Raw genomic sequence first — 20,111 nt, 5'->3', positions numbered from 1 at the left:
ATCGTGTTTTTCTCATTTCCGTAACAACAAATAGACGAAGTATGGAGCGCCGATTAAGGATACGATTAATCCTGCTGGAATAATTCCTGCGCTGGATATGTTTCTGCCAATCGTATCTGAGAGCAATAACAACCAGCCGCCAAGAAGAATAGCAATTGGAAGATAGAGTTGACTGCGTGGACCGACCAATGATTTCGCGATATGAGGTGCCATCAATCCGACAAAAGCAATTCCTCCCGTAACGGAAACTGCTGAGGCTGCGAGCGCAACTGCAGTGATGAGAAGAATAATACGCTCCCTCTCGACAGAAACTCCAATCCCTATGGCGACAGATTCGCTTAGACCTAATACATTCAACTTGTTCGCTTTGTATAACGCAAACGGTACGAGAATGAGTAACCAAGGCAATAACGCAATGACAAACGGCCAATCAGACCCCCAAATATTCCCTGCTAGCCACTTCGCGATGAAATCCACCTTGTCACGGTCCGCTGAAGAAGTGAGAACTATCATGACTCCCGAGAGAGCTAGGGAGAAACCTACGCCTGTTAATACCAATCGTACAGGCTGCATCCCTGTTTTTTTATCATAAGCGAAGAGATAAATGAGGAATGCGGTCACAAATGCCCCAACCAACCCGACAATCGGCATCACATACACAAACGCCCCTGCTTCAACAGGTACAAACAGAAAGAACAATGCAATGGAAGTACCTGCTCCTGCATTGATGCCGATAATTCCAGGATCCGCTAAGTCATTTCGTGTGATTCCTTGAAGAATCGATCCCGAAAGCGCAAGTGCTGCTCCTGCTAAAAATGTGATGACGATACGAGGGAGGCGAATTGAAAATAATACAAACTCCTCTTTAAATGTACCGTTTCCGAAAAGTGCAGGGAAGATGCGTACAGGATCTACGGAAGCAGGTCCAAGTGCAATTGCGGCAATTGCGGTTCCTATAGTAAGAAAGCTGAAAACAATTAATAAGAGACGTTGTTTCCTTAACATTTGAGAGTGGATCATGAGAAAGATCGCCCTCCTTTACGGACGATAATGAGAAAGAACGGCAAGCCCATCACTGCAACAAGAGCGGCAACAGGTGTTTCGTATGGTGCATTCAACGTCCGGCCTAATGTATCTGCAAGCAACATGAATGCACCGCCAATAACTGCAGACATTGGCAATATGAATCGATAATCAGTGCCGACAAGTGCGCGAACGATATGAGGGATCATCAGACCCACGAACGCCAAATTTCCGACTAAAGCCACAGCAGAACCAGCTAAAATGATGATGAGCACGAATAGGAACATTTTAATCTTGAATGTGTTCTGCCCTAAACCTACAGCTACTTCTTCGCTTAAACTTAATAAGGTCAATTGTTTGGACAACAAAAGTGCGATTCCTATTCCTATACCAATCATTGGAGCAATAATTTGAAGTTGAGACCAAGTAGTCCCAATCACACCACCGGCTGTCCACATGGAAATGTCTTTAGATACTTTGAAGTAGATGCCGACACCTTCGGCAACCGCAAAAAAGAACGTCGAGACTGCAGCTCCTGCCAATACAAGACGGAAGGGGGAGAAGCCACCGCGTTTTGCAGAAGCGATGCCGAAGACAACTATGGCGCCAACAGCTGCCCCTAAAAAACAAGCAGTCATAATCCCGAAATAATTGAGTGAAGGAGCGAGTGCGATTGCAATCGCGAGAGCTGCATTGGCTCCTGCAGTTAAGCCAAGCAAACCGGGATCAGCTAGAGGATTTCTAGTCATCCCTTGCATGATGGCACCTGAAACGGCTAATGCAGAACCGACTAGTAATGCAGCAAGTTCGCGAGGAAAACGGATTTCGCGTAAAATCAAGCTGTTTTTACTTGTATCACCGATAATTGCAAGCAAAATATCAGAAACGGATATATTCGCTGCACCTAGTTTCATTGCCACAAGCAGTGAGGCGATCAACCCGATACAAGCAATACTGAACTTGATTGAAAATGGCATGTTCCGCAGATTCATGAACCAGGACTCCTTTCGCAAAAGAAAAGGATTCTTTCAAGGTGAAAGAATCCTTCTTGAATAATGATTACTTTAAAAAGTGTTCTTTGAAAAATTCAAGCTGATACTCCAGTGTTAGAGGATCGTTGAAATAGAATTCACTTGCTTCAGCTTCAAATACATGACCATCTTTCACAGCTTGAGTATTCTTATATGTTTCAGTCTCCATAAAGGAATTATCGCCATCACTGTTCCGACTTAAAATTACATAGTCACCCATATATTCAGGAAGCACTTCGGCAGAAAGAGCGAAATAACCATCTTTCAATGCATCCGCCTTCACTTTTTCAGGCATCGGAAGTTTCATTTCTTGGTAAAGGATTTCAGTTCCTCGTGCCCAGTTATCGCCGTATACATAGAGCTGCTTGTCAAAGTTTTCAATAACTGAAACGGTCTTATCCTCGCCGATTTTCGCTTTGATTTCTTCCCCTGCATCCATTGCGCGTGCTTTGAAATCCGTGACCCACTCTTGAGCTTCATCCCCTCTGTTCAGTAACTTACCGATTTCGACTTGCTGAGTCAAATAATCCACTTTCCCGTAAGTGAACGTGACTACTGGAGCAATCTCTTTCAACCGATCAATATTATTCATAGTCGATAACCCGATGATCAGATCCGGTTCCAATTCAATGATTTTTTCTAAGTCTTCGTCAGTTACTTCTTCAGCATCTTTTAAATACTTGTCAAACCGAGGATTCGTCTTTGACCAAGAGTCCACCCCAACAATTGGAACATCGAGTGCGGCGACATGTCCTGCATATGTCGATAAGACGATAACACGCTCTGGATTTGCGGGAACTTCGATTGGTCCATTTTCAGATTCGTATGTAATAGTTCCTGCTTCTTTTGATGGTTCGTCTTTCGCCTGTTCCTTTGAAGCATCGTCATTTTTCGAAGAACAAGCTCCGAGTATAAGTACTAGTCCAAGTGTTAACAATAAAAGTGCCTTTTTCATATCAGTAATCTCCTTTTAATAGATCGTATGTAATACACATCGGTTTTCCGCTTCTCGGATCCATCCCGATTTCTGCGTCAATCCTAAAAACATCACGCAAAATTGCCGGCTCTATCACTTCTTCTGAAGTACCTGCTTTAATGATCTTCCCATCTTTCATCGCAATCAAATAATCGGCGAATCGGGCTGCCTGATTTAAATCGTGTAACACCATGATGATGGTACGTTCCTGTTCAATATTCAATTTCTGTAGCAGTTCAAGAACTTCCAACTGATGTGCCATATCCAGATACGTGGTCGGTTCATCAAGAAAAATGATATCCGTTTCTTGAGCAAGTGCCATTGCGATCCACACACGCTGACGCTGACCTCCGGAAAGGGCATCCACTTGGCGATCGCGGAAAGAATTGGTATTTGTTACCATCATTGCCCAATTCATGACATCGAAATCGTTTGCAGACAACCGTCCTAGTCCTGATTGATAGGGGAACCTACCATATGAAACAAGTTCCGCCACCGTCAGACCATTTGCGGCTTCTTGCGTTTGAGGTAGAATCGCCATTTCACGAGCAAGTGCTTTTGTCTTATGATTTGCAATATCCTCTCCATCCAACAAGATCTTCCCTGAATGGCGGGGAATCAGTCGAGTCATCCCTTTCAAAAAAGTCGACTTGCCACATCCATTCGCCCCGATAATCGCGGTGATTTTTTTATGCGGAATCGTAACGGATAAGTCGTCCACAATGAGCTGTTCACCATAAGCAATCTGTAAGTTTTCAGTCGCCAAGCGTACCATTTCAAGCACTCCAATCTTTAATACGCGATAATCGTTGATAATGATTCTCATTATCGGTATAATGCTACTATAAAGAGTGATTCCAAGGAAGTCAAATATAAATTTAGGGGGATGAAGGATGTCTGAAGCAACACTTGTAGATGTCACAATTATCGGTGGAGGACCAGCAGGGCTATATGCTGCTTTTTATAGTGGATTACGTGGAATGTCCACTAAAATCATCGAGTTTCAACCGGAACTTGGCGGCAAACTGCATGTTTATCAAGAAAAAATGATTTGGGACATTGGTGGTGTCACTCCAGCACCTGCAGCTCATATGATTGATAAGTTAGTGGAACAAGGCATGACATTCAACCCCGAAGTAGTCTTAAATGAGAAAGTGACAGGCATTGAAAAAAATGAAGATGGACATTTTGTTCTGACTGGCTCTTCCGGTACGGAACATTATAGTCGAACAGTCATTCTTGCAGTAGGCAGTGGGATCCTGAAGCCACAAAAGGTGGAAATAGAAGGTGCAGAGCGGTTCGAAGTCTCAAATTTACACTACACAGTGAAATCACTTCAATATTTCAAAGGGAAACGTGTTCTGATTTCAGGAGGTGGGAATGCTGCAATCGACTGGGCGAACGAACTGGAGCCAATTGCTGAACAAGTGATATTAACGTATCGTAAATGTGACTTGAACGGACATGAAGCTCAAGTTCAGCAATTGCTTCAAAGTAAAGTGATGTGTCACTTCAATACAAGAATTGACAAACTGATTGCATCAAATGATCATCATTCCATAGAAAAAGTGGAATTGAAACATTGCCTAGAAGAATCCGGACTGACGTTAGAAGTTGACGACGTGGTCATTAATCATGGGTACGAAGTGGATACATCCTTAATAGGAGGCAGTGATGCGGAACTTGAACTCACAAATGATCACCGAATTGCCGGAACACCTATGAGCGGGACTTCAGTTCCTGGAATCTTTGCTGCCGGGGACGTTCTTTTCCATGAGAGCAAAGTCAATCTTATCGCTGGCGCATTCCAAGATGCAGCAAACGCCGTCAATAGTGCAAAAATGTATTTAGATCCAAAAGCATCCCAAGCGGGTATGGTAAGTTCACACAACGAAGTTTTTAAACAACGCAATAAGAAACTCGTCGAACAGTTGATAAAATAATATGATCTATCATTAAATCCCGTCAAAAAAAGAAGCAGATGAACTATACTGCTTCTTTTTTTCGTACTTACCCCCATATGTGTGCAATGAGGGCAAGTACGATTATATGGAAAATTTGATCAGCTATAATCAGTAACCAAGCAGGCTCTTCATCTTTTAGCCCCATGATTGTCTTTGCCCACCAAGCGACAAAACGGCGGCGATCCAAAATGACATGACTTACAAAAATAAGAACGACCGCACTTATAGGAATCATGCCAGAATTCATTAAAAATGCAACACTAACAACCGATGTATAAATGAAGCAATGCGTGATGAGGGGTGCCCATTTTGTTGCTTTCCCAGCAGCCATCCATCTTGTTTGCAGTAAATAGTCGCCAATCAGATGGCCCACGATTAAATATGAGAATAATGTCACGCTGTTACCTCCGATTTACTGATTTTATGAGAAATCTAATGACTTTAGTTGTGTATTCATAACTGATTCATGCTACTATTATTACAAACAGTGAGTATCGTGACAACAGTTTTAAACAGAAAGGATTATTAAATGGAAAAAATACTTATAGGATCATCTCCTGACTCCTCTGACTTTTCTCAATCAGATCTATTGTTATCTACGATTTTTGAATATATGGGAAAAATGTCTACTGAAACGGACATTACTAAGATGTTATTGTTATTAGCAGATTTAGGTACAAAGTTAGTCCAAGCAGATCGGTGTACGGTTTGGCTCCATGAACCTGCTACCCGGAATGTTTGGACGGTAGCAGGCCACGGAGTAGAACGGATTACAATAACTGATACGAGCGGATTTGTGGGAAGAAGCATACAAACCGGGAAGTTAATTAATGTAGAAGATGCTTATATGGACGAGCGATTTAATACAGCTGTAGATCAGGAAACTGGGTATAGGACTCGATCCATATTGTGCATTCCTTTCAATAACCGAGAAGGAAAAATAATTGGCGCTTTCCAGGCTATCAATAAGCTCGGAAATTCCCGCTTTTCCAAAAAAGATGAAGAGTTGTTAACATTCGCTTCAACGTATGCAGGAAAATCGTTGGATGCCTTTATCTTACATAACGAATTGTTGGACACACAAAAAGAGATTATAGAAACAATGGGGGAAATAGGGGAGAGCCGATCACAAGAAACCGGCAATCATGTAAAACGTGTGGCAACCTATTCATATAAGCTGGCTCAACTTGCAGGTATCTCAGAGCCGCAAGCACTACTTCTCCGTTACGCCTCTCCCATGCACGACATCGGCAAAGTTGCCACACCTGATAGAATACTGTTGAAGCCTGGAAAGTTGACGCCTAAAGAATTTGAAGAAATGAAGTTGCATACGGTGATCGGATATCATGTTTTCCGGAAATCAGAACGTGAATTGTTGAAAACGGCTGCAATTATCGCTTACGAACATCATGAAAGATGGGAAGGCGGCGGATATCCCAGAGGTTTAAAGGAAGAAGAGATTCATATATTCGGAAGGATTACAGCAGTCGCAGATGTATTTGATGCACTCGGCAGTGACCGGGTGTATAAAAAGGCTTGGCCGCTTGAAGAAATCGTCACGTATATGTCTCAGCAAAGAGGCAAACAATTCGATCCTGCGCTAATTGATATATTCCTTGAACATTTAGATGAATTTGTTGCAATTCGTGATCGTTATACCGACAGGATGTGAAGGAACATTGGCAAAAAATATATCAATGAAAGAAACTCGTCTAGTAAACTTGCCACTTGAAATCGTGTGGGAACTTGTTTCTGACACCAATCGCTTGAACCGATACATTGGATTATTTCCAGTCAGCTTTTCACCGTTTACGACTGGAACCCGTCAGCTCATTCGAAAAGCTAAAGGAAAAGCTTTCGGATTTGTAGAGGTTGAGTGGGAAGAACACGTTTTTGAATGGGTACGCGGATCCTTCTACTCGGTTGAACGTAAATACACGAAGGGGCCTGTAGAGCGTGTCATTTGGAAAGTGTCACTTGAGAAAGTGGACGAGCGAGTAACGAATATGACGTTGACTGGAGTGTTTGAATACCGTTCTCTCATAGGCAAAATAGCATTAAAGAAAGGGATCATTCCTCAACTCTATCAGACATTTAGTTATGTCGAAGACGCTGCAGCAACAAAGAGCCAGGTGCCGACATTAAAAGAACAGAAATCCATCCAGGTGAATGAACGCCTTTTACAAGATGCAGAGCACCACTTGAAGGAGTTATCTCTTGAACGGAACCTTGTCGACTCATTCATCAGGACCATTCGGATGGAATCGGATGAAGCTGTGACATCTATTCAGCCCTACCGTTGGGCATTTGAGCATGGATTTACGAAACAACAAGCAGTCCGTCTCTTTTTGTTTGCGAGTGAAACGGGAGTGTTGGATTATGAATGGAGTTTGATGTGTCCGAACTGCCGTGTTGCTAAAGACCATGCTTCTGTCTTAAAAGACGTGAAAAAAACAGTACATTGTGATTTATGTGGTGTTGACTTTGACCTTGATTTTGAAAACTATGTAGAAATGACCTTTCACGTGAACGGAGCGATTCGGAAAACTAACGAGGAAACGTTTTGCATAAACGGACCAACCAATTCACCTCATACTGTTGGACAGTTTAGAATTCCCCCTCATGCGATAACACATATACCTTGGTCTAGTATTCCAAAGGATATGCAAGTTAGGTTAGTGAAGTATAATTTTAAAATCCCATTTATCTTTCAACCTAATATGGAATCTTCCCAGATTCATCTACAGCCGGATGGTATTACCGAACCATTTCTCATCCAAAGTAGAAATATTTCAATAGTCAACGAAAGTGATGAAGAATTAGTTGTGGCATTCGAAGAGACACGTTGGGACGAATTTGCCCTTACAGCACGGGAAGTTACTTCACTTCAGTTGTTCCGTGATTTGCTGCCAGCTGAAGTCCTTGCACCGGGTATGCAAATAGGTGTAGGTAAGTTGACCATTCTGTTTACAGATTTGAAGGATTCGACTCAATTATATGAACGGGTTGGAGATGCTAGGGCATATAGCGATGTCCAAAAACATTTTACGTCGCTAGGTAGTATAATCCGAGCTCATGAAGGGACGATTGTAAAAACCATAGGGGATTCAATCATGGCGGCTTTCGCTTCCAATATTCAAGCGTTGTATGCAGCACTTGAAATACAATCATCAGTCTCATCCCTCAATAATTTATTGAATAACCCAGTCACGATAAAGGTGGGTCTGCACGAGGGGCCTGTTATAGCGGTCAATGCAAATGGAGTGTTAGATTACTTTGGCAGAACTGTTAATATGGCTGCGCGTGTTCAACAACAGAGCACGGGAGGAGACATCGTGTTGAAGAAGAACCTTTTTGATGAGTTGGATATGGAAGAAAGTCTAGGAACTGCCAAGGAGTTCTCGACAACGCTTCACGGAATGGATTCCCCCATTCAATTAGTTAGATTGACTCCTATATTAGACGCCTTAGATTAAAAAGAAATCTTTTTAATCTTTATTGCATCTCCTAATAATTATAAGGATAAAAGAGGAAACTAAGAATCGTACTTAGAATATGTTGATGATTTCCTGAAAAGCCATGCGATGGATTGCATGGCTTTTAAAATTAATTTAGATTTTCAACCGGTTAATGATCTCCGACACATAGACCATAGTCCGACTCGCAGCTTCCTCGGGTGTTGCTTCAATCCGATTGTTTAGGAAGTTCATAAGCATTCCTTGCCAGATTAAAATGGTGACTTCATTGAGTGATTCGATTTTATCCGGATCTAGATTGCCTTGTTCTGCAGCTCTTTTTAAGATGGGATTGCCTCTATTTACAACATTTTGTTCAAGTAAGCTCATTCTGATCTCTGCAGGAACGTCTACTATATCAGAGGGATAGAATTCATAGTATTTCTCCAATAGATTGTCTGGATTATCCCCTAAATCCCGGATGAAAACGGAGTAGAAAATGTCTGGCTGTTTGAACGAATATTCACAAAAACATTCCCATGCAATCTCATATTGTTCTATGGCGCATGAGCTCTCGTTCATGCGTCTCGTCACTTCAACTGTATATTCCTGCATCAATCTCATCGACGCGAAAAACAGCAAGTGTGAAAACTCGTCAAAGTAATTGTAAATGGTTGCGCTATTGTAACCTGCACGATCAGCGACTTTACGGATTGTAACCGCTCTCGCACCTTCTTCTTCAATAATATCTGTTGTGGCCTCGACAAAGTATTTCCACATTCTGCTCTTTTGAAGCTTTTTTTTATCCAAATGGAGCGCCTCGCTTTTCTCTTATATCCTTAATTGTACAATACTACCAGTCTATCTTAAACTGCTTGTACTAGCGAGTTTATTCTGATAGTATAAACACGTTCACGATATAATCATGATTATATAACGGAAATGAAGATACCGCAATTCAATTACCATTGAATTGTGATATTTGAAAGCGTTATCAAATTCAAGTTGTGAAACAAAAAAGGGGGTTGAAGGATGCAGAAAACAAAGTTAGATCCGTTCGTGTTTTGGACTTCGATAGGGTTCATTTTACTCGCAACTGTGTTGCTTGTAGTCTTTAGGGAGAGTGCTGAACCCGTACTAGATGATGTCATGACATTCATAACGTTTAAAATGGATTGGGCTTTTCAATTTTTGACTTTCGGACTGTTCGTATTTTTAATATGGCTGGCATTCAGTAAGTTTGGCCGTATTAAATTGGGAGAAGGGAAACCTGAGTTCTCCAGTTTCAGTTGGGGTGCGATGCTGTTTACAGCAGGAATGGGAACCAGCATCATGTATTGGTCCATGATTGAACCGATTTCCTACTTTACAGGTCCTCCATTTGGAATTGAATCAGGTACAAATGAAGCAGCTGAATGGTCGCTTACATATGGTTTGTTCCACTGGGGAATCTCTGCATGGTCTCTTTATGCATTTCCTACTGTAGTAATCGCATATTCCTATTACGTGAGGAAACGTCCCTCTCTTAAAATCAGTACAGCACTAAGTGGAGCGCTTGGTAAATATTCAGATGGCTGGGTGGCAAAGCTTATTGATGTGCTAGTGATTTGGAGTTTAGTCGGAGGGCTTGGAACTTCTTTAGGACTTGGTGTTCCCATGGTATCCGCAGTTGTCGGATCGATACTTTCCATTGAACCGTCGCTAGGAATGGATGCAGTTATCGTTATTCTTATAACAATTATCTACTCTGCCAGTGCCTTTTTAGGCTTGCAAAAAGGGATTCGAAGACTAAGTGATATTAATATTTACTTAGCGGTCGCCCTTGCTATCTTTGTTTTCATCGCAGGACCTACTTCGTTTATACTCACGTATTTTTCGAACAGTTTTGGAATGATGCTTCAAAACTTTACATTCATGAGTTTCCATACAGATCCAATTGCCAAAGGGGGATTCCCTCAAGGTTGGACAGTGTTCTACTGGGCTTGGTTTGCGGCAACCGCGATGTTCATGGGATTATTCGTCGCCCGGATTTCCAAAGGGCGTACGTTGCGTGAGCTCATCACCCACATGCTTCTATGGGGGTCTATCGGCGGTTGGATCTATTTCATGGTATTCGGTGGTTACTCCATGAACTTGCAGTTACAAGGCGTTGCGGATGTTGCCAAAACATTATCCGAACAAAGTGGACCGGCAGCTGTTGTGGAAATTCTCCGTTCTTTACCGCTCGACGTACTTGTGTTGCCATTCTTTGTAATCGTTGGTGTCGTATTTTTATCGACATCGATGGACTCTGCAACGTACATTTTAGCAGCTGTTGCAACAAAAGAATTACAACCTGGTGAAGATCCTGCACGGTGGCATCGTATGATCTGGGGAGCAATACTTGCCGTACTTTCCATATCACTGCTTCTAGTTGGAGGGCTTCGCGTCATACAGACTTCTGCAGTAATTGTAGCTGTACCGATATTCATTATCTACTTGTTGCTGCTCGTCTCGTTTATTAGATGGTTGCGAGAAGATTTCCCGAACGAAAACTTAAACAAATGATTGGAGGCAATTCTTATGGTATTTAACGTAAGAGAAACAAATCGATCTATCCGCACGACATTCCCTAAGAAGACGATAGAATTAGCGAACGTCATGATCCCGCTTTCTGACGGGACACAATTGGCTGCACACATTTGGTTGCCGGAAGATGCAGAAAAAAACCCTGTACCAGCAATCCTTGAGTACTTGCCGTATCGTAAAAACGAATTCACAGCATTGCGTGATTCCCTGCGTCATCCTTACTTTGCAGGACATGGTTATGCAAGCATTCGTGTCGATATCCGTGGAACCGGCGATTCGGACGGCATTTTGTATGATGAATACTTGAAGCAAGAGCAAGATGATGCACTGGAAATATTGGACTGGATATCAAAACAGCCATGGTCAACTGGGAGTGTCGGGATGATCGGCAAATCGTGGGGAGGCTTCAATGGACTCCAAGTTGCTGCGCGCCAACATCCGGCGCTGAAAGCAATCATCACATTGTGTTCGACAGATGATCGGTATTCAGATGATGTCCATTATAAGGGAGGTGCGATGCTAGCTTCAGATATGCTTTGGTGGGCGAGTACGATGTTTGCCTACAATGCACGTCCGCAATTTCCGGAAGTCCGAGGAGAATCTTGGAAAGAAAACTGGTTGGAGCGTATGGAATTGACTCCTCCTTATGTAGAAGAATGGGTCAGACATCAGCGCAGAGATGCATACTGGAAACACGGCTCTGTCATTGAAAACTACCAGGATATAACGATTCCCGTCTTTGCAGTAGGCGGTTGGGCAGATGGCTACACGAACGCCATTCCAAGATTATTAACAGGTTTAAAAGGACCTAAAAAAGGATTGATCGGTCCTTGGGCGCATGAGTATCCTGAAATGGCGGTTCCAGGTCCGCAAATCGGATTCCTGCAAGAAGCAGTCCGCTGGTGGGATGAATGGCTGAAAAACGAACGCACTGGCATCATGGACGAGCCAATGGTTCGTGTCTACATGCAAGATAGCGTTCCTCCACAGACAGAGTATTCATATCGCCCTGGCCACTGGGTTGCTGAAGACCAATGGCCTCCTGCACATATAAAGGAAAAGCATCTTTTCTTGAACGGCAAGAACTTATTTGAAACTCCTGAAAACAAACAAGTGATTGTATCGTCCGTCCAACAACACGGACTGTATGCAGGCGTCTTCTGTCCATTTGGTCAGCCAGGGGACCTTCCTGCCGATCAGCGAATTGAGAATGGGATGGCGGTTGTATTCGATGCGGCTCCTGTCGAAGAAGACCAACCTATTCTTGGAGAACCCGAATTCCGCTGCAGAATAGCTTCGGATAAAAAAGCTGCACATTTAGTGGTGAGACTCAATGACGTCGCACCCGATGGTTCTGCAACTCGCATCACTTGGGGCGTGCTGAATCTAACGCACCGCGAGAGCGACGAGACACCAAGTTACTTGGAGCCAGGAAAGTATTACGACATAACTGTGAAGATGGACGTTATCGGTCATACGCTGCAAAAAGGCCACCATTGGCAGCTCGCCGTTTCACCAAACTATTGGCCGCATATTTGGCCCTTCCCGGAACCGGTTACCTTTACAATAGAAACGGGAGAAGAAACAGCACTAGTCTTGCCGCTTAGAAATCCTAAAGATCTCGACAAGGCGTTAAAACCTTTTGCTCAAGCGGAAACAGCTCCCGTATTAGAGAAAGACATTATGCGTGAAGCGGGCCGTACACGTGAAGTGAAGCATGATGCAGCAACCGGCGTCTGGATTTTGGATGACTTTTCAGATGAAGGAAAGCGTAAACTGCATGTCAATGGGATCGAATATGGAAGTACCAATCGAAATGTCTATACCATAAGAGAAAATGATCCGCTCAGTGCCCGTGTAGAATGCGATTGGACATTGAGCGTTGGGAAAGATGGATGGCAAACGTATTTAGAGACAAAGAGTACGATGACTGCAGATGAAACCCATTATTATCTCATGAATGAATTGAAAGCATGGGAAAACGAGAAACAAGTGTTCCACAAGAAGTGGGAAGAAAAAATCGAACGCGATTACACTTGATGTAACGGAGATTACTACCAAGGAAGCTGTTGAAGGATTCAGTGAAAACTGTCTCCCTCAGCAGCTTTTTGCGATATAAGATTGTTATCGCTTACTCTATGGCCAACTTTTGAAAATGACCGTCTTATAACGCTGCCGTGTGATCATAAAACGAGGAAAACGCTCATAAACTTAGAAAATCGCTCATAATTTAAAAATTATGATCATAACTCAAGGAAAGTGCTCATAAACTAAAACAAACCGCTCATAAAATCCATGCGACCGCAACTCCAACCGCACTCCACTCCCAATTACATGACAAAAACTAACTTCAAACAAATATTAAGAAATAATCGCTCCTCATGAAACCCATCTTGTTTACAACACCCACCTAAAAGGGAAGACTCATAAGAGTACATAAAGGAGGTGGCGTTATGAACCAACCAACATCCCTGGAAGAGTTTGTGCAACAAGCGTCTCACATTCAAGGAGATCAGAAGACATTGTATGTGAACCAAACGGACTACACACCAGAAGAGGTACTTGTTTCCGATGAGGATACCGCTGGTGGAGTCAACATGCAGATGATCCGTTTACTCGCTGCATCTAATACGAATGCTACCTATTGGGGAGAACCGTTTTATGACAGCGGCGAATTGGAACAACTCAATATTCAGCTCGAGTCACTGGAGTCATTCACCCGGAAAGTCATCACCATGCAAGAGATGGAAGAAACTAAATCCCGCTTTGGAATGGAACGAGATTCTATCCATGATGAAAACGAACCTTCATAACATGTCTTTTCGCACTCGCAGCAACACCCATTTTCGTTTATAATGGATAACAGATGATGAATAAGAACAGGTTCAGCCATTTTCGAATGGCTGACCTTTTTTTACGGACCGAAAGAAGTGAAGGCAATGAACCGACATACGTTTGAAGAGACGGTTAAATGCGAATTGACGATGACAACGAGTGCTCGGAATGGGATTGAAAAAATCGCCAAAGACGAACACACTTTTTTTGCTATGCAAAAATCATTCCATGTACATATTGAAAAGAGGCCGGAAAATCAGCAAGGGAACCAAGCATTTTCGTTTTTCTTTGATCCAGAAGAGAATTTGAAGCTGAAGGATCTGTTGGACGGTCGTGTACCAGTTCTGGAATGCATTGTGAAAAATGATGGATTTCTTGCGACAGGATTTCATCTGCGCGGCAAGCGGGAACCTGTAGCGACGAATCGACGGCTGCGGGCAATTGTCAAATTCAAGTTAGGGAAGAGCTCGGGAATTCCATTGCCTATCGATTTCGCAACACTTTTACGCGAGCTTCCGATTGCGGAAGAACGTTCCGAGTATGTGAAAAAAAGAATTGGTGGCTGGGAAGGCTACTTGCGAATTATGGAAAAGAACGCGGATGTTGAAGATCTTCACGCCCGTGTAAAATCAGTCACGTTAAGTGAAGAGTTCAGGCAAGCGTCTATTTGGATCGATGGCCTGCCAAGTAAGGCTTGGAGAACGATCACAGGATTTTCAGCAAAGTTCGCTAATGTGTCTTATGACCTTGGGAATGTCGTCAATGTGGACAAAAAAACAAATCGAATTGACGTGGAACTGAAGAAAAACGCCATCCAAAGTGCCCGTAAATCCGGCTTTCAAGGAAAAGATTACGAATCGATCGTTTTCAGCAACTTTGCAGAACTGAGCCAAGTAAGAAGGCTTAGAAGAGGATTCAAAGATCTTCAAGACGGACTGGCAGCGAATGCTAACTTAGAAAAGATCTTATTTGAAGAACGCCCTGTTGTGAAAATAACAAAACGTAGGGAACCCCTGCATTTTGAAACCTCTTTGAACGAGTTCCAACAGGAAGCAGTCACTGGAGCGATGAATGCAAGTGACTTGTATGTCATCCAAGGGCCGCCTGGTACAGGTAAGACCACAGTCATATCGGAAATTTGCAATCAGGCTGTTAAAGCTGGTTTACGGACGCTCGTCGCCTCTCAAGCGAATCTCGCAGTAGACAATGCATTAGGAAGACTACTTCACAATCCAGACATCCGGATTTTACGGTACGGCAGGACGGAAAGCATCGAAGAAGAAGGTCGTAAATTCATAGAAGAGAACGTAGCGGAACACTGGCGCACTCAAACGTTAGAAGCGATGGAAGCCGAACTTGCCCAGCACAGTCAGCTTGAAGCAACTCTTCGGTCACAAGAAGAAGAATTCAGTGAAAAAAACCGAACGCTTCTTCTGCAGAGAGCTGAGTTACTAGAACAACAGCAGCTATGGAATGACGACAAAGAAAAACTCCTTTCAGTTCAAGAGGAAATAAAAGGATTCCATCGCAAAAAACAAGAACTGCAACTCGCAATCGAAAAAAATGAGGCTGCGAAGAAATTATTTGAGCAAAAACTAACGGAAACAATCAGTGAAATCAAACGCTTAGAGAACGTATTGACCGGATTTTCCACTGTAAATCTGAGTGAACTGGAACGTGAACGCACAAACCTGAAAGAGCGAATCGACTTGCTGAAAACGAGCCAGTCGCTCACTAAAATGGTCGCTCAAGTGAATAAGTTGCAGACGTCGATTGAGCATACTTCCGCTCAGATAGAAGCTTATCAAACAGCCCTCACTAAGTTGACAAGTGTAGGGAAGCTAAATGATTTGAAAGATCTTTTAGACGAAGTTGAGTTTGTGCCTCCTCCTGAACTGGATAACAAGATGACGGAGCTGATCCGTCAAATTGACCGCATTCAAGAAGTAGGCGGAGAAGAGAGCTTTACAGCTTGGTCTGATACGGTTGCTAGAGTCGATAAGGCAATTACTACCGTTACAAAAATCTTGGAAGAGCATCAGTTCCATAATCGTATTCGGATACCAAAGGGATTCCGGAACCGCCACTCCCTTCAGTCAATCCAGGAAACGGTAAGCCGGGTCGGACGTTATTTAGTCCAGCCGAATGTGAAAAAGATATTAAGCACAACGTCCTTTTCGGTGGAATCCTATGATTGTCTGGAAAATTTAACGAAAGCTGTGGCGCTTCTGCATGATCGGAAAAACTTCATTTCTGCGTTTCTTTTAGAAGCACAATCTACGACGTTGTTATTTGAAGACATAAAAAAGAGAGTCCGAGAAGTTTTCAATGAAAACCTTTCAACATTAACGGCTCACAAGAAAGATATACAGATCCGTTTTAATCAGTTAAACGGGCATCTGTCAGAAGTTCAGCACTTGAGTGATGAATCGTCGTCACCTGAAACCTTGGCTGTCGTTCTTAGCGAGGCTGAAGTGTCACTTGAAGCCATATCCAAAGCTATACAAGAAGCACTTGAAACAGAGAAATCCATGAAAGAAACAGAGCAACACCTTAAAAAAGCCTGTGAACAAAAGGATACTATTCAAGCTTCCATCTACTCCAACTCCAAAGTGGAAAGTGAACAAAGTCAACAACTGAATGGACTAGACAAGATGTTAACAGAGAGACGGACCCAGGAAGAGACACTCCAACAATCTTTGTTGAACGACCCAGCACTACTGATAAAAGAAAATAACCGAGAGCAAATAGAAGTGGAACGACAGTTAGAGCTTGTGACGAAGCAACTAGGAAACGTTCCGGTCATCCAATCTGTTCAAAATACATGGCATCAGATGCTGTCTGAAGCAAGCCCTTATGACTTGGATGAGATTCGAAAACTATACGTCAAACACGCAAACGTAATCGGTACTACGTGTGTCGCTTCCGCACGTAAAGAATTTGTGGAAGAATATCCTGTCTTCGATTTAGTCATTATCGATGAAGTTTCGAAAGCAACCCCGCCGGAATTATTGCTCCCGATGCTAAAAGGGAAAAAGATTGTGCTTGTGGGTGACCATCATCAGCTGCCACCATTGGTTGGTCAAGAAACGATGGAAGAGTTTTTGGAGGAAATGCCTGATGATGAACAGAAAAAAGATATGGAGCGTCTCTTGAAAGAGTCACTCTTTGAACGATTGTTCAGGACATTGCCAAAACAAAATAAGACGATGTTAGGTATTCAATACAGAATGCACGAGCGCATCATGAAGTCCATAACTCCTTTCTATAACGAAAATGGCTATGAGCTCCTATGTGGGCTGCCTGATTCGGATGTAGCACGAGCCCATCATCTTGAAACCGACCTCGTAGGATCAGGGGATCATTTGCTGTGGGTGGATCAACCGAATACTCCCGATTTCTATGAAGCGAAGCCAAAAGGTGGAACAAGCCGATACAACGAAAGTGAACTAGACACGATTCGTAACTTGATACAAGACTTGGACCAAGCTACAAGAAAGGTCATTGAACAAGGGAAACTGCCAGCGGATACAAAAAAACAAGTTGGCGTGATCAGCTTCTATGGAGAGCAAGTCAAACGCATTAACCAGATGATTCAAGAGGATCTTCAGACGGAACACCTGGACTTCAGAACTGGTTCCGTCGATAAATTCCAAGGAATGGAAATGGAGTTCATTATCGTAAGTTTTGTTCGGAATCACGGAGATGCAAGCGGTGAAATCGGGTTTGCGAAAGATTACAGACGCCTCAATGTCGCGCTATCCCGGGCAAAAGAATTGCTGATCATTGTAGGAAGTTCGGAGATGTTCATCAACAGACCTAAGTCGAAAACAACTCGTGACATGTACCAGCATCTTTACGATGAAATCAGCAGGCAAGGGGGTATCCGATCCCTTTCCGCACCAGTTATATAATGAAAGGAGGGGGGCCACGCCGTGGATGAGCTAAAACAACGATTGCATAAGGAATTACAACAGTCATTGGATAATAAAGTTCTCTCGGATTTGTCTTGGGCACTTACAGCTCAAAAAGTCCGCGTTTCATACAAGACCGTTACGAAAACCAAAATGGATGTCCTGATGAAAATGATGTTGATAACCTTGCAGCAACTAAGCATCGAGCACCCAGAGGAACTTGCCCAAGTGCTCGGAGTCGAATTATTATTTGTTGAAGATCTCCTTTCGATCATGAAAGGGGCAGGACTCATAGTGAACAAAGACGTCTGGTCTGTTACGGAGCTAGGAGTTTCCCAATTGACAACGGGGATGCTTCTTCATGAATCGGAAGTTGAAGAGACGGTGCTTATAGTCAGTCCACTTCACAACGAATTCCTGGATGTACAGAACTCTCAGCCTCTTCAAGAAAGTCAGGATCGTTTCCGTTACGAAGAGGACCCAAGTAACTGGTCAACAAATAACTTGCCTACTGATTTAGTTCGAACTCATCTTTCTGCATTCGTGGAACAGGAAAATACGTCAGAACGACAGCGAGTCGTCGAACAAGTATTGAAAGTTGAGAAGGTTGAACAGATTCCAATCCCCTGTTTCGAGTTTCACGTCCATAATACAACTCAAGATACCTTATTTGCGAGAATTTGGAACAGCTATACAGAGCAGTGGGATGAAACATTGGAACAAATGGTCATGACGAAAGAACGCTCAAGCTGGCGTAACCGTTACATAAACAAAAAGGAGGAAAAAGTACATGAAACGTAATGCCGCATATTGGAGAAGACAATTACAGCTCGAACCACATCCGGAAGGTGGCAGCTTTGCCAGCTCATTTTCAGCTGGAAGCACAATCGACACTTCTTCCGGAACAAGACCACTCTATACGAGTATTTACTTCATGTTAGCGGATGGTGAAATTTCTCATTTTCATCAGCTCCAATCAGACGAAATTTGGTATTACCATGATGGGAATGCACTAACTGTCCACATGATTTCAACCGATGGAGCGTATTCAGCGGTGAAATTAGGACTGGATATTGAGAAAGGGGAAAGGCCGCAAATACTTGTTCCTGCGGGGACCATTTTCGGTTCATCCATGATTGAAAAGGGAGATTATGCGCTAGTCGGCTGTATGGTAGCTCCTGGATTCGACTTTAAGGATTTTAAATTGTTCACTGAAGAAGAGCTGATGGCACGGTTCCCTCAACATACTGCAATTATTAAAACGATGACACCTTGAAAAGACGTTCAGCCGGAAATGGCTGAACGTCTTTTTAAGTATTGGCTTATTCAGTGTCGTTGTTGGTCTCGCTGTTTTTATCCGTCGAAGTGGAAGTTGAAGATTCTGAAGACAAAAAGTCATTGAGAGCCTTTGAATTCTCTTCGAAATCGATCGTCAACACCTGACCGACACCTGGAATCCTTTGGTTTTCGTCGAAAGATCCATCAATTGGTAAACGCATAGACTCAATCCCTGAGTCTTTATTACTCAACAACCCTTTCCCAATTGAAAGCATCGTTTTCTTATCGAGATTTGTTTTTACATAACTATCAGCCATACCCAATAATTTAGGGAGGCTCATTAAGCTGTGCAGACTAGTTGCTTCTGATTTTAACTTAGCTAGGGCTTCCTGTTGACGCTCGACGCGCCCAAAATCACTCTTGCTGTCATGACGGAATCGTACATACCCTAGCAGTTCTTCCCCGTGAAGCCTTTGAACACCAGGTTCTAGCGTCATATTAATACCATGTGACATGCGGTATGGGATGTCCACTTCGATGCCGTCGGGCGCTACTACATCGACCATCTTAGGAAATCCGTCAAAATTGACTTCTGCATAATAATGAATATCTAATCCGAAGTTTTCTTTGATGGTTTGTCGCACAAGTTCCGGACCCCCTAAGGAGTAGGCAGCATTCATCTTATGTTTTCCGTGTCCTGGAATATCTACGTAAATATCGCGCATGACCGAGACGGTTTTCAATTCTTTTGTATCTTGATTGTAATGGCCGATCATTAATGAGTCAGACCGTCCTTCATTTTCGTCTGGACGTGCGTCAGATCCTAAAAGCAAAATATTGATTTCTCCATATTGAGGTTCTGGAGCGTTAAAAATGTCTTCTTCGCCATTTCCAGGTTTTTCACCTGCTAAGGATTGTCCAGCTTTGAACTGGTCAAACCAAAAATAAGATGCACCACCGATAAGGAGGAATAATATGAGCAGGATTATCCAGATTTTTTTCTTTTTTTTACGAGTTCGACGTTCCGAACGGTTCATAGTGCCACCACCTGTAGTTGGTTCCGCAAA

Annotated in this window: 16 protein-coding genes; 9 read left to right on the top strand and 7 right to left on the bottom strand. The window is 43.0% G+C overall.

Annotated elements, in window-relative coordinates; genetic code table 11:
* Window positions 1–12: 12 nt before the first annotated feature.
* The 4 genes from H9659_RS00200 to H9659_RS00185 form a co-directional block, all read right to left on the bottom strand.
* Complete coding sequence (locus H9659_RS00200) at window positions 13–1,020, bottom strand: FecCD family ABC transporter permease (protein WP_191687917.1); 1,008 nt, start codon at window positions 1,018–1,020, stop codon at window positions 13–15.
* Window positions 1,017–2,015: a FecCD family ABC transporter permease gene (locus H9659_RS00195; protein WP_191687916.1), complete on the bottom strand. Its 999-nt coding sequence runs from the start codon at window positions 2,013–2,015 to the stop codon at window positions 1,017–1,019. The genes H9659_RS00200 and H9659_RS00195 overlap by 4 nt, the downstream gene beginning before the upstream one ends.
* 67 nt (window positions 2,016–2,082) lie before the next feature.
* Complete coding sequence (locus H9659_RS00190) at window positions 2,083–3,009, bottom strand: iron-hydroxamate ABC transporter substrate-binding protein (RefSeq protein ID WP_191687915.1); 927 nt, start codon at window positions 3,007–3,009, stop codon at window positions 2,083–2,085.
* Window position 3,010: 1 nt separating this feature from the next.
* Window positions 3,011–3,805, bottom strand: coding sequence for an ABC transporter ATP-binding protein (locus H9659_RS00185; protein WP_191687914.1), 795 nt, complete (start codon window positions 3,803–3,805; stop codon window positions 3,011–3,013).
* A gap of 118 nt (window positions 3,806–3,923) precedes the next feature.
* Between H9659_RS00185 and H9659_RS00180 the strand changes: the two genes are divergently transcribed.
* On the top strand, window positions 3,924–4,973 hold the full coding sequence (locus H9659_RS00180) for an NAD(P)/FAD-dependent oxidoreductase (protein WP_191687913.1): 1,050 nt from the start codon (window positions 3,924–3,926) through the stop codon (window positions 4,971–4,973).
* A gap of 67 nt (window positions 4,974–5,040) precedes the next feature.
* On the opposite strand, the gene H9659_RS00175 is transcribed toward H9659_RS00180, so the two are convergent.
* A complete protein-coding gene (locus H9659_RS00175; protein WP_191687912.1) occupies window positions 5,041–5,391 on the bottom strand; it encodes a DUF3307 domain-containing protein in 351 nt (116 codons plus the stop codon).
* Window positions 5,392–5,523: 132 nt separating this feature from the next.
* Here H9659_RS00175 and H9659_RS00170 point away from each other — a divergent pair, with 132 nt between their 5' ends.
* Window positions 5,524–6,666 (top strand): HD domain-containing phosphohydrolase, encoded by a 1,143-nt coding sequence (locus H9659_RS00170; protein WP_191687911.1) that lies wholly within the window; start codon window positions 5,524–5,526, stop codon window positions 6,664–6,666.
* A gap of 7 nt (window positions 6,667–6,673) precedes the next feature.
* Entirely contained in the window at window positions 6,674–8,470 is a 1,797-nt protein-coding gene (locus H9659_RS00165; RefSeq protein ID WP_191687910.1) for an adenylate/guanylate cyclase domain-containing protein, read from the top strand.
* A 135-nt stretch (window positions 8,471–8,605) separates the two neighbouring features.
* On the opposite strand, the gene H9659_RS00160 is transcribed toward H9659_RS00165, so the two are convergent.
* Complete coding sequence (locus H9659_RS00160; protein WP_225217572.1) at window positions 8,606–9,259, bottom strand: TetR/AcrR family transcriptional regulator; 654 nt, start codon at window positions 9,257–9,259, stop codon at window positions 8,606–8,608.
* 222 nt (window positions 9,260–9,481) lie between these two features.
* Between H9659_RS00160 and H9659_RS00155 the strand changes: the two genes are divergently transcribed.
* The 6 genes from H9659_RS00155 to H9659_RS00130 all read left to right on the top strand — a co-directional run bounded on the left by H9659_RS00155 (window position 9,482) and on the right by H9659_RS00130 (window position 19,042).
* On the top strand, window positions 9,482–10,996 hold the full coding sequence (locus H9659_RS00155) for a BCCT family transporter (RefSeq protein WP_191687909.1): 1,515 nt from the start codon (window positions 9,482–9,484) through the stop codon (window positions 10,994–10,996).
* A 15-nt stretch (window positions 10,997–11,011) separates the two neighbouring features.
* Complete coding sequence (locus H9659_RS00150; RefSeq protein ID WP_191687908.1) at window positions 11,012–13,057, top strand: CocE/NonD family hydrolase; 2,046 nt, start codon at window positions 11,012–11,014, stop codon at window positions 13,055–13,057.
* Window positions 13,058–13,470: 413 nt separating this feature from the next.
* Window positions 13,471–13,830 (top strand): hypothetical protein, encoded by a 360-nt coding sequence (locus H9659_RS00145; protein ID WP_191687907.1) that lies wholly within the window; start codon window positions 13,471–13,473, stop codon window positions 13,828–13,830.
* Window positions 13,831–13,956: 126 nt separating this feature from the next.
* Entirely contained in the window at window positions 13,957–17,766 is a 3,810-nt protein-coding gene (locus H9659_RS00140; protein WP_191687906.1) for an AAA domain-containing protein, read from the top strand.
* 21 nt (window positions 17,767–17,787) lie between these two features.
* Entirely contained in the window at window positions 17,788–18,567 is a 780-nt protein-coding gene (locus tag H9659_RS00135; protein WP_191687905.1) for a hypothetical protein, read from the top strand.
* Window positions 18,557–19,042, top strand: a complete 486-nt coding sequence (locus tag H9659_RS00130) for a cupin domain-containing protein (protein WP_191687904.1) — start codon at window positions 18,557–18,559, stop codon at window positions 19,040–19,042. Before H9659_RS00135 ends, H9659_RS00130 begins: the two co-directional genes overlap by 11 nt.
* Before the next feature lie 46 nt (window positions 19,043–19,088).
* Here H9659_RS00130 and H9659_RS00125 read toward each other — a convergent pair whose 3' ends face one another.
* Complete coding sequence (locus H9659_RS00125; protein ID WP_191687903.1) at window positions 19,089–20,081, bottom strand: LCP family protein; 993 nt, start codon at window positions 20,079–20,081, stop codon at window positions 19,089–19,091.
* Window positions 20,082–20,111: the final 30 nt, after the last annotated feature.

The sequence above is a fragment of the Sporosarcina gallistercoris genome (assembly GCF_014836415.1).
Taxonomy (GTDB): domain Bacteria; phylum Bacillota; class Bacilli; order Bacillales_A; family Planococcaceae; genus Sporosarcina; species Sporosarcina gallistercoris.
The sequence above is the reverse complement of the archived record's forward strand: the minus strand, read 5'-3'. Positions and strand labels throughout refer to the sequence as shown.

Excerpts from the sequence above, each read along its gene's own strand:
- H9659_RS00185 (WP_191687914.1), bottom strand. The coding sequence starts at position 3,805 with ATGGTACGCTTGGCGACTGAAAACTTACAGATTGCTTATGGTGAACAG.
- H9659_RS00170 (WP_191687911.1), top strand. The coding sequence starts at position 5,524 with ATGGAAAAAATACTTATAGGATCATCTCCTGACTCCTCTGACTTTTCT.
- H9659_RS00140 (WP_191687906.1), top strand. The coding sequence starts at position 13,957 with ATGAACCGACATACGTTTGAAGAGACGGTTAAATGCGAATTGACGATG.
- H9659_RS00180 (WP_191687913.1), top strand. The coding sequence starts at position 3,924 with ATGTCTGAAGCAACACTTGTAGATGTCACAATTATCGGTGGAGGACCA.
- H9659_RS00125 (WP_191687903.1), bottom strand. The coding sequence starts at position 20,081 with ATGAACCGTTCGGAACGTCGAACTCGTAAAAAAAAGAAAAAAATCTGG.
- H9659_RS00190 (WP_191687915.1), bottom strand. The coding sequence starts at position 3,009 with ATGAAAAAGGCACTTTTATTGTTAACACTTGGACTAGTACTTATACTC.
- H9659_RS00130 (WP_191687904.1), top strand. The coding sequence starts at position 18,557 with ATGAAACGTAATGCCGCATATTGGAGAAGACAATTACAGCTCGAACCA.
- H9659_RS00200 (WP_191687917.1), bottom strand. The coding sequence starts at position 1,020 with ATGATCCACTCTCAAATGTTAAGGAAACAACGTCTCTTATTAATTGTT.
- H9659_RS00145 (WP_191687907.1), top strand. The coding sequence starts at position 13,471 with ATGAACCAACCAACATCCCTGGAAGAGTTTGTGCAACAAGCGTCTCAC.
- H9659_RS00155 (WP_191687909.1), top strand. The coding sequence starts at position 9,482 with ATGCAGAAAACAAAGTTAGATCCGTTCGTGTTTTGGACTTCGATAGGG.
- H9659_RS00150 (WP_191687908.1), top strand. The coding sequence starts at position 11,012 with ATGGTATTTAACGTAAGAGAAACAAATCGATCTATCCGCACGACATTC.
- H9659_RS00195 (WP_191687916.1), bottom strand. The coding sequence starts at position 2,015 with ATGAATCTGCGGAACATGCCATTTTCAATCAAGTTCAGTATTGCTTGT.